Raw genomic sequence first — 13,230 nt, 5'->3', positions numbered from 1 at the left:
GGGTCGTCCGACCTTCCGTGGCCCCGCTCACTCTTCGGTGAGGTGCTCGGCCCAGTGCAGCTCGGTGTCGCCGTAGCGGCGGGTGCGCGACGGCCGCAGCGGCACCGGCCACTCGGGCGCTCCGGACCGGCGGTCCCGCTCGACCACGACCAGCGTGCCGTCCACCGTCCACCCGTTGCGGGACAACAGGGTCAGCACCGCGGCGAGCGCGTCGTCGGCCACGGCGTACGGCGGGTCGGCGAGCACCAGGTCGTAGGACGTCTCGGCGGGACGGCCCAGCACGGTCTCCACCTTGCCGGTGATCACCTCGGCGTCGGATCCCAGCATGTCGAACCCCAGCGCGGAGACGTTGCGCCGCAGGACTGTCACCGCCCGCGCGTTGGACTCCACGAACGTCGCGGTCGCGGCACCGCGGGACAGCGCCTCCAGTCCGAGCGCGCCCGAGCCGGCGTACAGATCCAGCACCCGGGCGCCGTCCAGGTCCACGGCCGCCTCGATCGCGCTGAACAGCGCCTCGCGCACCCGGTCGGACGTCGGCCGGGTGCCACCGCCCGGCGGCACGTCCAGCCTGCGCCCGCCGGCCAGGCCCGCCACGATCCGTGTCACCCCGACAGTATTCCGGGCGGTGGTCAGACCGCCTGGCCGAAGGGGCGGACGACGACCGTGTTGATGTCGACGCCGTCGGGTTGGCCGATGGCCCACGCGATGGCGTCGGCGATGTGGTCGGCGGTCAACATCTGACCGTCGGGCGCACCTTCGGACCAGAACGGGGTGTCCACCCGGCCGGGAGCGATGAGCGTGACGCCGACGCCGTGCTCGGTGAGCTGCATGCGGGTGTTCTCGGCCAGTGCGGTCACCGCCCACTTGGTCACGCCGTAGAAGTTGCCGGGCGAGTTCTTGAAGCCGGCCACGCTGCCGACGAGCACGACGCGTCCGCGGTTCTCCTTGAGGGCGGGCAGCGCGGCCTTGATCAGCAGCGCCGGGCCGAGCACGTTGGTCAGCACCATGTCCTTGAGTGCCAGCGGGTCCGCGTCGGCGAGGCCGTCGAACACGGCGAACCCCGCGTTGGCGACGACGTGGTCCAACCGGCCGAACCGGTCGACGGTCTCGGTGACCGCCGCCTGGACGGCGTCGTACTCTCCCGCGTCGGCGATGATCGGCAGCGTCAGGTCCGCCCGGCCGATCTCGCCGGCCGCGACGGCGAGCCGCTCCCGGTTCCGGCCGGTGTAGGCCACCCGGTGCCCGGCGGCGACCAGCCTCTTGACGGTCGCGGCTCCGATACCCGTACTGCCGCCGGTGACGAGCGTGACCGGAGCCGCCGGATGCGATGCGTCAGTCAACTGAATCCTCTCGGTGATCTACCGTTGTGATCGGTGATCCTGCACGCTGGAGCGCACGCCAGGTCAAGTACCGTCATCTTCTTCGTGCGTATCGGAAGGCCCGAAAGAGGACGCGTGACGGACAACTCCGTGCACACCGACGAGATCGCCGTCGAACAGCGGCACGTCGATCGTGTTTACACGCGCGTGGACGAACTGCGCGCCGAGGCGGCAGCCATGCGGGACCGGGGTGACCGCCTGTCCCACGGTGCCCGCAACGAGGCGGTGTTCGAGCAGGCGGCGATGCTCTACGAGCGCGACGTCATGGTCGGCTACGCCAACCGGATCCTGCAGACCCTGGAGAGCGAGCACGAGGGGTTGGTGTTCGGCCGCCTCGACCTCACCGACGGTGAGCGCATGTACGTCGGCCGGCTCGGCGTGCGCGACGCCGAGTTCGACAACCTGGTGACCGACTGGCGCGCACCGGCGGCCGGCGCGTTCTACCGGGCGACCGCCGAGCAGCCCGAGGACGTGGTGCGCCGCAGGGTGATCCGCTCCACCGGCCAGCAGGTCGTGGCCATCGACGACGACCTGTTGCAGCCGGACCTGCAGCCGGCGGACATGCGGGTGGTCGGCGAGGGCGCGCTGATGGCGTCGCTGAACCGGGCGCGCGGCGCGACGATGCGCGACATCGTGGCCACCATCCAGAAGGAACAGGACGAGGTGATCCGCGCGCCGTGGCGGGGCGTCACCGAGATCACCGGCGGCCCTGGCACCGGCAAGACCGCCGTCGCGCTGCACCGCGTGGCCTACCTGCTGTACTCCGAGCGCCGCAGGCTCGGCGGCGCCGGCGTGCTCGTGGTCGGACCGTCGACGGCGTTCACCTCCTACATCTCCCGCGTGCTGCCGTCCATGGGCGAGGACACCGTGGAACTGCGCGCGCTCGGCGAGGTGCTCGACGGCGTGAAGGCGACCCGCGTCGATCCGCCGGAGACGGCGGCGATCAAGGGTTCGCTGCGCATGCGGCGACTGCTCAAGCGGGTCATCCGGGACACTCCGCCGGACGCGCCGGAACAGCTGCGGATCGTCTACAAGGGACAGGTGCTGCGGCTCGACGCGGCCGATCTGGCCGCCGTGCGCAAGTCGTTGCACGCCACCGGCCGGCCGCCCAACCGGTCCCGGGTGGACGCCGCCGAGGCGTTGCTGGAAGCGTTGTGGCGCAAGGCGGAGGCGTTCCTCGCCGACGAGGTGCCCGGCTTCTTCACGACCCGCAAGGAGCTGCTCCAGGACCTCGGCGAGCGGCTGGACTTCCACCGGTTCGTGGTCGTCTGGTGGCCGGTGTTGAGCCCCTCGGAGGTGTTGAGCTGGCTGTCCCACGACGCCACGCTCCGCCACGCGGCCGGGCGGCTGTTCTCGCCGGAGGAGCGGCGGCGGCTCGCCGAGTCGTGGGCCGACCCGGCCGCCGGACCGTCCACGTCGGACGTCGCGCTGCTGGACGAGCTGCGGGTGCTGATCGGCCCGCCGCCCAAGCGCAGGCGGCGCGCGCCGGACGCGGAGTACGAGCGCGGCTCCGGACCGCGCCGGCCGGACAACTACGACGAGTACTCGCACATCGTGGTGGACGAGTCGCAGGACCTCTCCCCCATGCAGTGGCGGATGGTGGGCCGCCGGGGCAAGTACGCGAGCTGGACGGTGGTCGGCGACCCGGTGCAGAGTTCGTGGCCGGACACCGACGAGGCCGACCGGGCACGTACCTCCGCGCTGGGCGCTCGCAGCACGCACCGCCGGTTCACCCTGCGCACGAACTACCGCAACTCGGCGGAGATCTTCGAGTTGGCCGCGCGGGTGGTCGCCGATGTCGCCAGGCCGGACGAGCTGCCGGAGGCGGTGCGGCGTACCGAGGTCACCCCGCGCGTCGGCCAACTGTCCACAGTGGACCCTCGATCGTCCACTGTGGACGCCGTGCGGGAGATGCTGAACGACGTGGACGGGACCGTCGGTGTGATCGCGTCGCTGGACCGGATCGACACCGTGCGCGACTGGCTCGCCGGGTTCGACGGGAACGACTACGGGGACCGGCTGCACGTGCTGGACGGCTTGTCCGCCAAGGGTTTGGAGTACGACGGCGTGGTGCTGGTCGACCCGGACTCGCTCATCGCCGAGTCGACCACCGGGCCGCGCGTGCTGTACGTGGCGCTCACCCGGGCGACCCAGCGGCTGACCGTGCTCGCGCGTGACGCGAACTGGCCTACCTGAACGGAACTGGCACGAATTCCTTCCATTTCGCCGGGCGCCGGCGACAGGAACCCGGCCAACCCCTGACGGCCGCGCGGCGCCTGCTGGCCGCCGTGGTGGACGCCGGGCACTACACCGGCGTCGCCAGCAGGGTCGGAGCAGTGCGGCCGCGCAGGGTGATCTCGTCCCCCGCGCGCCACCGGCTCGCCTCCTCCTCGCCGGCCAGCGACACCGCGCGCATCGACGCGACGAGCATGCCCGGCACGGACTTCGCCAGTTCGGTGAGCCGCGCGGCCTCGTTCACCGGGTCACCGATCACCGTGTACTCGAACCGCTTCTCGTCGCCGATGTTGCCGGCGACCGCGCGCCCGGCCGCGACGCCGATCCCGGCCTGACACTCCGGCACCTCGGCGCGCAGCCGAGTGGCCATCGCCCGTGCGGCCGCGAGTGCCGCGCCCGCGTTGTCGTCCAGCTCGTGTGGCGCGCCGAAGATCGCCAGTGCCGCGTCGCCCTCGAACTTGTTGATCAGCCCGTCGTGCCGGTCGACCTCGTCCACGACGACCGTGAAGAACCGGTTCAGCAGTGTCACGACGTCGGTCGGCGGCAGCGTGGCGGCCATCGTGGTGGAGCCGACGACGTCGACGAACAGCACCGCGACGTCCCGTTCCTCGCCGCCCATCTCCACCTCGCGGGACAACGCCGAGCGCGCGACCGCCTGCCCGACGTGCCGGCCGAACAGGTCCCTGATCCGCTCGCGCTCGCGAAGACCGGCGGCCATCTGGTTGAACCCGGCCTGGAGCTGGCCGAGCTCGGTGCCGTCGAACACCACCACCTCGGTGTCCAGGTCACCACGGGCCACCCGGGCCATCGCCTGCCGCACCGCGCGCACCGGCGCCACGACCGCACTCGCGACGAGAAACATCAGCAGCGAGCCGAACGCCAGGATCACCACGCCGACCACCAGGATCGTGACCGACAACTGCACCGGCGTGACACCGCCGCGCGTCCACACCAGCACCGCGCCGAGCATCAGCCCGATCACCGGCGCACAGGCGCCGAGCGCCCAGGTCAGCATGATCCGCACGGTGACGCCGCTGCGCCGCCGCCCGTCCGGCGACTCACCGGACAGCGCGAGCGCCGCGTACGGCCGCAGGAACAGCTCGCTGAGCAGGTAGCAGTTCGCGGCGACCACGAACCCGGTGATCGCGGTCGTGACGATGATCTTGGGTGCCACGTCCGGGTCGGCCACCAACGCCGCTCCGCCGAACAGCAGGACGGCGGCCACCCACAGGGCGACCTGCATGACGGTGAGCCGGAACGGCAGCCGCAGCGTCGCGCGCTGTTCGTGCGGCTGCGGCTCGCGTTCCTCCCTGGCCCAGTGCAGCGCGGAGAACGCGCGCCGGGTGATCCACACCAGGCCGACCAGCGTGGCGACCGCGACGTAGGCGAGCGGGCCGCCGAGCATCAACGCCCAGCCGTACGCGGCGACGATGCTGGGCCCAGGCAGCACCCACGCGAGCAGCACGATGGCGATCACCGCGCCGACCAGGTTGGCGATCAGCAGTGACAGGGTCAGCAGCGTCTGCACTCGCGCGCGCAGCCGGGCACCGGACTCGACACGCCGGCCGAGCAGCCGGGAGCCGAGCGGACGCGCCCCGCGCTCGGCGGTCACCGGTGCAGCACCTCGCCGAGCACCTCGAGTAGTGGGGCGAGCACGCGCAGCTCGGCGGCGTCGGAGGTGACGCACTCGGTGACCGCAGCGCCTACGACCGTCCATTGTGGACTCAGACCGCGCACGGCGTCCACCAGGTCGGACACGCTCCAGCCGTCCGGCTCCGGGTAGGTCATGCCGCCGAACTCGCCGGGGTCGAGCACGTCGAGGTCGATGTGCACGTACACCTGACGCGGGCCTCGGCGCCCGAGGTGCTCGGCCAGACCGGGCACCTCGTGCCGGTCCAGGATCGGGATCGGCCTGTTCGCGCCGGCCAGTTCGCGCTCCGCCGGGTCGAGGCTGCGGCTGCCGGCGAGCGCCACACGCAGACGGTCCACCCCAGGATCGGCGGTGAACTCCGGGTCGCCGTCGCCGATGATCGAGCGCAGCACCATGCCGTGGTAGGCCCCCGACGGCGAGGACTTCGGCGTGTTGAGGTCCGCGTGCGCGTCGAACCACACAACCGCGAGCCCCGGCCCGTGTTCGCGGCGCGCGCGGACGATCGGGACCTGGTCCACCGAGCAGTCGCCGCCGATGGTCAGCACCGGCTCGTCCACATCGGAAAGTGTGGCCGCGTGCACGGCGCGGGTGTCGAGCAGCGCGTCGCGGTTGGCGATCCCACCGTCGCGCGGACTGTCCACATCGGACACCGGGATCTCATGGACGCCGGTACCCAGCACCTCGCCGGCGAGGCGCGCGAGCGCGCGACACCCGGCCGGTAAGCCGGCCGCGGCGTCCACCAGTGCGCCACGGCGTTGCGGAACAGCGTGCACGATCATGCCGCCCAGTGTGCCGTAGATCGTGACGAAAACGGGGCCCGGCTGGTGCCGGACCCCGTTCTTGTGTCGTACCTGCTACTTCACAGCACCCACGGTCTTGGTGGCGTCGGCGAGGCCGGCGCCGCAACCGCCCTCACACTGACCGGGCAGCGGGCGCACGTTCTTCTTGAGCGCCTCCTCCACCTGGGCCGGCGTGATGTCCGCCTTCTTGCCGTACATCAGCGCGGCGAGGCCCGCGATGTGCGGCGCCGCCATGCTGGTACCCATGTACGGCTCGTAGTTCTCCTTGCCCGGGGTCTTGTCGCCGTCGTTCAGCGTGGACCAGATCCCGTTCTCCGGAGTGGTGATGGTGCCCGGCGGGTCGGTCGCCTTGCGGTTCTCGCCACCCGGCGCGGCCAGGTCGATCAGCTTGCCGAAGTTCGAGTAGAACGCCCGGTCGCCCGCACGGCTGCTGGCCGCCACCGAGACCACGTTGCCGCAGTTGGCCGGGTGGAAGTTGGCCACGTCGGAGTTGGAGTTGCCGGCCGCGACCACGACGGTCGTGCCGCGCTGCACCGCGCCGTTGATCGCGCGCTGCGTGGTGTTGTCGCACCGGCCCGCGCCGCCGAGGCTCAGGTTGATCACCTTGGCCGGCGTCTTGTTGGCCGGCACGTTGCCCACCTTGCCGCCGGAGGCCCAGGTGATCGCGTCGGCGATGTCCGCACCGGAGCCGCCGCACTTGCCCAGCACGCGGATCGGCTGGATCTTCGCGTCGTAGGCGATACCCGCGATGCCCGCCTTGTTGTTGGTCGCCGCCGCGATGGTGCCCGCGACGTGCGTGCCGTGCCAGGACGAGTCGCCGCCCTTCTCCTCGCCGCACTCGCCGTCGGCGTACCAGTCGCCGGGGTCGCTCGGGTCGGCGTCGCGGCCGTCACCGTCGACGCCGACCTCCTTGTCGGAGATGAAGTCGTAGCCGGGGACGATCTTGGACTCCAGCTCGGAGTGCTTCACGTAGCCGGTGTCGATCACCGCGACGACGACGTCCTTGCCGGTCGTGGAGGCCCACGCGCCCGGCACGTTCATGCCGGCCTTCTCCTCGTACAGGTCCCACTGCCGGCCGTACTCGGTGTCGTTGGGCTTCTCGCCCGGCTTCTGCGCCGGCGCCAGGGCCTGCCGGTGCACCCGGCGGTCGACCTCGACGTACTCCACGTCCGGGTCGGCCTGGAAGCGCTTGATGCTGGCGTCGACCTTGGCCGGGTCCGAGGTGCCGAGGTCCACCACGACCGCGCCGGTCCCGGTGCGGCGCGAGAACTTGGCGCCGGTGTCGGTGCTGCGGGTGGACACGTCGGCGGACGCGACGTTGTCGTCGGCCGACTTGGGGGTCGCCGCCTTGTAGCCGACGATCAAGCGAGCACCCTTCGCGGGCGCCGCGGCCTCGGCGGGGTCCGCGGATGCCGGAATGGCGACGGAGAGGACGCCACCGGCGACCGCGGCAGCCGAGAGGGCGGCCACGAGAACCTTTCGCTTCACGGTATTTCCTTTCGGTGCAGGGGGCACCAGCCGCCATAGCCCCGGCGGCGGTGTCGTACTCAGACAAATACCGTATGCGCGCGATCGGTACCGACAAAAGTAGTGAAGCTCCCGCTTCACGAGAAGCGTCCATCACGCGCCGAGCCGACGTGAGTACGCGCCGTTATCACCGGTTCGCGCTCGCACACGCAGGCAAAACGCCCAGTTCAGACACGACCGGTCGATATCCGGCAAGTCGATGCGTAAACGGGCGAAACCCGCGTGTGCGGCTATTCGAGCCGAACAGCCGCACGCGTTATCCGGGCATGCGAAAACATGAATGTGAATCCCATGGAATGGATTCGTTCGTGGCCGGAAGATAACGATTCGGCGACCGGGAGGTCACTGCCCGGTAGTGCGGCCCACCCACTCCGACGCGAGCATCGCGTAGACCACCTCGTCGGTCCACTCACCCTTGAGGTACTCGTTCTCGCGCAGGTGCGCCTCGCGCCGCAAGCCGAGCCGCTCCATCAGCCGGCACGACGCGGTGTTGCGCGCGTCCGCCCGGCCGAACGCCCGATGCGCGCCGAACTCCTCGAACGCCAGGCGCACCAGTTCGCGCGACGCCTCGGTCGCGTACCCCTTGCCCTGGAACCTCGGGTGGAACACGAAGCCGATCTCGACCTGTGCGCTCTCCTGCGACCGGTAGAACAGCGTGAGGTCGCCGAGCAGCTCGCCGGTCTCCCGGAGCACCACCGCGATGCTCAGCACGTCACCGTCCCGCGACGGCGCCCGGTTGGTGATCTTCTCGGCAAGCGACTCGCGCACCTCGTCCAGCGACCGCGGCTCCCACATCAGGTACCGGGTGACGTCCGGGCGGCATTGGATGTCGAACAGTGGCTTGAGGTCCTCCTCGACGAACGCGCGAAGCGTCAGCCGGGCGGTCTCGATCGGCAGCACTCGGCTGACCCTATCGGTCCCAGGCCCGTCACTCCAGGACGACGAGGAGATCTCCGCCCTCGACCTGCTGCACGGCACCGATCGCCACGCGCGACACCCGACCCGCCTTGGGCGCGGTGATCGCGGCCTCCATCTTCATCGCCTCGATGGTCGCGACCGTCGCGCCGGCCTCCACCGCGTCGCCCTCGCCCACCTGCAGCGTCACCACGCCGGCGAACGGCGCGGCCACGTGACCGGCGTTGGTCCGATCGGCCTTCTCCGCCACCGGAAGGTCGGACGCGACCGAGCGGTCGCGCACCTGGATCGGGCGCAGCTGGCCGTTCAGCGTGGCCATCACCGTGCGGATGCCGCGCTCGTCGGCGTCGCCGATCGCCTCCAGCTCGAACAGCAGGCGCACGCCGGGCTCCAGGTCGACCGGGTACTCCTTGCGCGGCTCGATGCCGTAGAAGAAGTCCTTGGTCGGCAGCACGCTGGTGTCGCCGAACTGCTCCCGGTGCGCCACGAACTCCTTGGTGGGCCCGGGAAACAGCAGCCGGTTCAGCGTGCCGCGCCGGTCGGACTCCAGCCCCTCGCGCTCCTCGGCGGTCAGCTCGGTGACCCCCTTGTGCGCCTTGCGCCCCTCCAAAGCCTTGGTACGGAAGGGTTCCGGCCATCCGCCCGCCGGATCGCCCAGCTCGCCGTGCAGGAAGCCGATCACCGAGTCCGGGATGTCGAACCGGCGCGGGTTCTCCTCGAACTCCTTCGGGTCCACACCGGCGCCCACGAGGTGCAGCGCCAGGTCACCGACCACCTTCGAGGACGGCGTGACCTTCACCAGCCGCCCGAGCATCCGGTCGGCCGCGGCGTACATCGACTCGATCTCCTCGAACCGGTCGCCGAGCCCGAGCGCGATCGCCTGGGTGCGCAGGTTCGACAACTGCCCGCCGGGGATCTCGTGGTGGTACACGCGGCCGGTCGGCGACGGCAGGCCCGCCTCGAACGGCTTGTACACCTTGCGCACCAGCTCCCAGTACGGCTCGAAGTCCGACACCGCCTGCAGCGACAGCCCGGTCTCCCGCTCGCCGTGGTCGGTCGCCGCCACGATCGCCGACAGCGGCGGCTGCGACGTGGTGCCGGCCAGCGACGCGGTCGCACCGTCCACGGCGTCCACACCGGACTGGATCGCGGCCAGGTAGGTGGCCAGCTGACCGCCGGCCGTGTCGTGCGTGTGCAGGTGCACGGGAAGGTCGAATTCCTTGCGCAGCGCGGAAACCAGCCGTGCCGCGGCCGGCGGGCGGAGCAGCCCGGCCATGTCCTTGATCGCCAGCACGTGCGCGCCGGCGCCCACGATCTGCTCGGCGAGTTTCAGGTAGTAGTCCAATGTGTACAGTCGCTCGCCGGGGTCGGCGAGGTCGGCCGTGTAGCACAGTGCCACCTCGGCGACCGCCGTGCCGGTCTCCCGGACCGCCTGGATCGCCGGGCGCATCTGCTCGACGTCGTTGAGCGCGTCGAAGATCCGGAAGATGTCGATGCCGGTCTTGGTTGCTTCGTCCACAAAGGACTGTGTCACCTCGGTCGGGTACGGCGTGTACCCCACCGTGTTGCGCCCGCGAAGCAGCATCTGCAGGCAGATGTTCGGCACCGCCTCGCGCAGCCTTTCCAGCCGCTCCCACGGGTTCTCGGCCAGGAAGCGCAGCGCCACGTCGTAGGTCGCGCCGCCCCAGCACTCCAGCGACAGCAGCTCCGGGGTCAGCCGCGCCACGTGCGGCGCGACGGCCAGCATGTCCTTGGTGCGCACCCGGGTGGCCAGCAGCGACTGGTGCGCGTCGCGGAACGTGGTGTCGGTGACGCCGACCGCCTTCTGCTCGCGCAGCCACCGCGCGAAGCCCTCCGGCCCCAGCTCGACCAGCTTCTGCTTGGAGCCGTCCGGCGGATCGACCGTGAGGTCCACCGGCGGGAGTTTCTCTTCCGGCGCAAGGGTTTTCGGCCGGTCGCCGTTCGGCTTGTTGACCGTCACGTCGGCCAGGTAGGTCAGCAGCCGGGTGCCGCGGTCGGCCGAGTGGCGAGCGGTCAACAGGTGCGGCCGCTGCTCGATGAACGACGTGGTGATGTTGCCGGCGATGAAGTCCGGGTCGTCCAGCACGGCCTGCAGGAACGGGATGTTCGTGGCCACGCCCCGGATGCGGAACTCCGCGACCGCCCGGCGCGCCCGCGCCACGGCAGCCTGGAACGTGCGACCCCGGCAGGACAGCTTCACCAGCATCGAGTCGAAATGCGCGCTGATCTCCGTACCGGCGTGCGAGGTGCCACCGTCCAGCCGCACGCCCGCGCCGCCCGGCGAGCGGTACGCGCTGATCATCCCGGTGTCCGGGCGGAATCCGTTGGCCGGATCCTCGGTGGTGATCCGGCACTGCAGCGCGGCACCGCGCAGGCGCATGTCCTCCTGCCGCAGACCGAGGTCCGCCAGCGTCTCCCCCGCCGCGATACGCAGCTGCGACTGCACCAGGTCGACGTCGGTGACCTCCTCGGTGACCGTGTGCTCGACCTGGATGCGCGGGTTCATCTCGATGAACACGTGCTGGCCGCGCTTGTCGAGCAGGAACTCCACGGTGCCGGCGTTGCGGTAGTTGATCTGCCTGGCGAACTTCACCGCGTCGGCACAGATCCGCTCGCGGGTCTCCTCCGGCAGGTTCGGCGCCGGCGCGATCTCGATGACCTTCTGGTGGCGGCGCTGCATCGAGCAGTCGCGCTCGAAGAGGTGGATCACGTTGCCCTCGCCGTCGGCGAGGATCTGCACCTCGATGTGCCGCGGCTCGACCACCGCCTGCTCGAGGAACATCGTCGGGTCACCGAAGGCGGATTCCGCCTCGCGCATGGCGGCTTCCAGCGACTCGCGCAACGCGCCCGCCGTCTCCACCCGGCGCATACCGCGGCCACCGCCGCCGGCGACGGCCTTGGCGAAGATCGGGAACCCGATCTCCTCGGCGGCGGCCACCAGTTCGTCCACATCGGACGATGGTGCCGACGACTTGAGCACGGGGACGCCGGCCTCGCGCGCGGCCGCGACCGCGCGCGCCTTGTTGCCGGTCAGCTCCAGGATCTCGGTGCTCGGGCCGACGAACGTGATGCCCGCGTCCTCGCACGCCTTGGCCAGGTCCGGGTTCTCGGACAGGAAGCCGTAACCCGGGTAGACCGCGTCCGCCTTGCCCCGCTTGGCCGCCTTGATGATCTCGTCGACGGACAGGTAGGCGCGAACCGGATGGCCCGGCTCACCGATCTCGTACGCCTCGTCGGCCTTCATCCGGTGCAGCGAGTTGCGGTCCTCGTGCGGGAACACCGCGACGGTCCCGGCGCCCAGCTCGTAGCCGGCGCGAAAGGCGCGGATCGCGATCTCGCCTCGATTGGCGACGAGCACCTTGCGGAACATGCGGGCCTACCTCCCGGTAAGTTCGGCGACGGAGGGCACGTTACCGGGTCGGTCTCGCTACTCGGGAGGACCGTTTCAGGTGACGGGCGCCATCGTGATCGATCAGGCGACCCCTGTTTGTGTCACCGCTCCGGCAGGGGTACCTCGATCCTTGCCGGCGGACCGGTCACCGCCCACTGCTCCTCGTTGCCGCTGTAGTAGCTGCAGCCGACCGTCCTCGGGGCGGCCGACACGACGGGCTTCTTCACCGTCGCCGGCACCTCGAACACGATCACGTGCTCGCTGTAGCGCTCCGCCTTCGAGTACGACACGTGCGCCGGGTACTGCGCGCCGGTCTCGTCGGTCGCGCTGAACGCGCTCGGCGGGACGACGCACGACTTCGCCCAGTACGCCCCCTCGGCCGGCTTGAACCGCAGCACCAGCCACGCCTTCTCCTTGTCGGCCGGCACGTTGCCGGTGGTCGGCGCGAAGTAGCTCAGCTCGGCCGACGGCTCGCCGAACACCAGCGCGCCCGGCCCGGCACTCATCTTGGAGTTCGGGGCGACCGTCACCTGGGACGGCGTCAGCGACTCCACCTTGATCGTGGGGCCGGACTCCGAGCGGTACAGCACGGTCGGCTGGTCGCCCTTGCGGACACCTTCGAGCAGGTCGAACTTCTGCGCGAGCCCGACGTACTTCAACTCCAGCTCGACGCTGCGACGGTCCTGCGGGACTCCCACGATGTAGGAGAGCGTGGCACTGTCGGTCGAGGTGTAGCTCGACAGCGCGGAGTCGAAGCCCGGCAGGCTGCGCTGGATGCCGTCCACCGCGACCGACGCAGTGACCTTGCCGCTGATGTCGTCCTTGCCCGCCTTGCGCGCCTTGATCTTGAAGGCCAGCAGCGATCCGCCCGGTTCCGGCACGTACCGGGTGCTCGACGACGAGCCGGACTCGACGGCGTCCGCGGTGCCGAACTCGAGCACGGCGGCGTCGATGCCGAAGTTGCGCAGCTTCCCGTCCTGCGGGCTCTTCAACTGCACGCCGTCCATCTTGTCGACCTTGGTGACCTCGCCGTTGCGGACCTGCTTGCCCTCGGCGGCACGCGTGGTCGACTTCGACGGACTGGTGGTCGTGCTGGACGGCGGACGCGAGCTCTCCTGCCCGTCGGCCTTCGGCGCGTCGTCCCCGCCGCAGCCCGCGGCGGCCAGGCCGATCACGGCGAGCACGATCGCGGCTCGCGCACCCGCGCGCGGTTGGCGCTGCATCACTACCCGTACCTCCGTACGTGCTTGTAACCCCAGGCACCTGTCCGACGCCGTTGCGCCCCGGACGGTTGCAACATCCTGCCAGTGG

General features: G+C 70.8%; 9 protein-coding genes. 1 reads left to right on the top strand and 8 read right to left on the bottom strand.

The features are described from left to right. Positions 1-27: 27 nt before the first annotated feature. Together rsmD and EV193_RS15740 are read right to left on the bottom strand one after the other, a co-directional pair. On the bottom strand, positions 28-606 hold the full coding sequence (gene rsmD, locus EV193_RS15745; RefSeq protein WP_130344850.1) for a 16S rRNA (guanine(966)-N(2))-methyltransferase RsmD: 579 nt from the start codon (positions 604-606) through the stop codon (positions 28-30). A 23-nt stretch (positions 607-629) separates the two neighbouring features. After that, positions 630-1,340 carry an SDR family oxidoreductase gene (locus EV193_RS15740; protein ID WP_130344849.1) on the bottom strand — a complete coding sequence of 237 codons (711 nt, stop codon included), beginning with the start codon at positions 1,338-1,340 and terminating at the stop codon, positions 630-632. Positions 1,341-1,454: 114 nt separating this feature from the next. On the opposite strand from EV193_RS15740, the gene EV193_RS15735 reads away from it, so the two are divergent. Beyond that, positions 1,455-3,575 (top strand): HelD family protein, encoded by a 2,121-nt coding sequence (locus EV193_RS15735; protein ID WP_130344848.1) that lies wholly within the window; start codon positions 1,455-1,457, stop codon positions 3,573-3,575. Positions 3,576-3,684: 109 nt separating this feature from the next. Here the strand turns inward: EV193_RS15735 and EV193_RS15730 are convergent, their stop codons facing one another. The 6 genes from EV193_RS15730 to EV193_RS15705 all read right to left on the bottom strand — a co-directional run bounded on the left by EV193_RS15730 (position 3,685) and on the right by EV193_RS15705 (position 13,142). Continuing rightward, on the bottom strand, positions 3,685-5,226 hold the full coding sequence (locus tag EV193_RS15730; protein ID WP_242613408.1) for an adenylate/guanylate cyclase domain-containing protein: 1,542 nt from the start codon (positions 5,224-5,226) through the stop codon (positions 3,685-3,687). Continuing rightward, on the bottom strand, positions 5,223-6,044 hold the full coding sequence (locus EV193_RS15725; protein ID WP_130344846.1) for an arginase family protein: 822 nt from the start codon (positions 6,042-6,044) through the stop codon (positions 5,223-5,225). Before EV193_RS15725 ends, EV193_RS15730 begins: the two co-directional genes overlap by 4 nt. A gap of 75 nt (positions 6,045-6,119) precedes the next feature. Further along, on the bottom strand, positions 6,120-7,553 hold the full coding sequence (locus EV193_RS15720) for a S8 family peptidase (protein WP_207222651.1): 1,434 nt from the start codon (positions 7,551-7,553) through the stop codon (positions 6,120-6,122). 381 nt (positions 7,554-7,934) lie between these two features. Beyond that, on the bottom strand, positions 7,935-8,492 hold the full coding sequence (locus EV193_RS15715) for a GNAT family N-acetyltransferase (protein WP_130344844.1): 558 nt from the start codon (positions 8,490-8,492) through the stop codon (positions 7,935-7,937). A gap of 28 nt (positions 8,493-8,520) precedes the next feature. Next, positions 8,521-11,898, bottom strand: a complete 3,378-nt coding sequence (locus EV193_RS15710; RefSeq protein WP_130344843.1) for a pyruvate carboxylase — start codon at positions 11,896-11,898, stop codon at positions 8,521-8,523. A gap of 122 nt (positions 11,899-12,020) precedes the next feature. After that, entirely contained in the window at positions 12,021-13,142 is a 1,122-nt protein-coding gene (locus EV193_RS15705; protein ID WP_130344842.1) for a hypothetical protein, read from the bottom strand. Between the last annotated feature and the right edge of the window lie 88 nt (positions 13,143-13,230).

This window comes from Herbihabitans rhizosphaerae, from assembly GCF_004216555.1.
Lineage (GTDB): Bacteria > Actinomycetota > Actinomycetes > Mycobacteriales > Pseudonocardiaceae > Herbihabitans > Herbihabitans rhizosphaerae.
Note: the sequence above shows the minus strand (reverse complement) of the source record. Positions and strands in the feature narration are given on the sequence as shown.

What these genes read in the sequence shown, in the direction of transcription:
- EV193_RS15725 (WP_130344846.1), bottom strand. Translation starts at nt 6,044, where the DNA reads ATGATCGTGCACGCTGTTCCGCAACGCCGTGGCGCACTGGTGGACGCC.
- EV193_RS15710 (WP_130344843.1), bottom strand. Translation starts at nt 11,898, where the DNA reads ATGTTCCGCAAGGTGCTCGTCGCCAATCGAGGCGAGATCGCGATCCGC.
- EV193_RS15705 (WP_130344842.1), bottom strand. Translation starts at nt 13,142, where the DNA reads ATGCAGCGCCAACCGCGCGCGGGTGCGCGAGCCGCGATCGTGCTCGCC.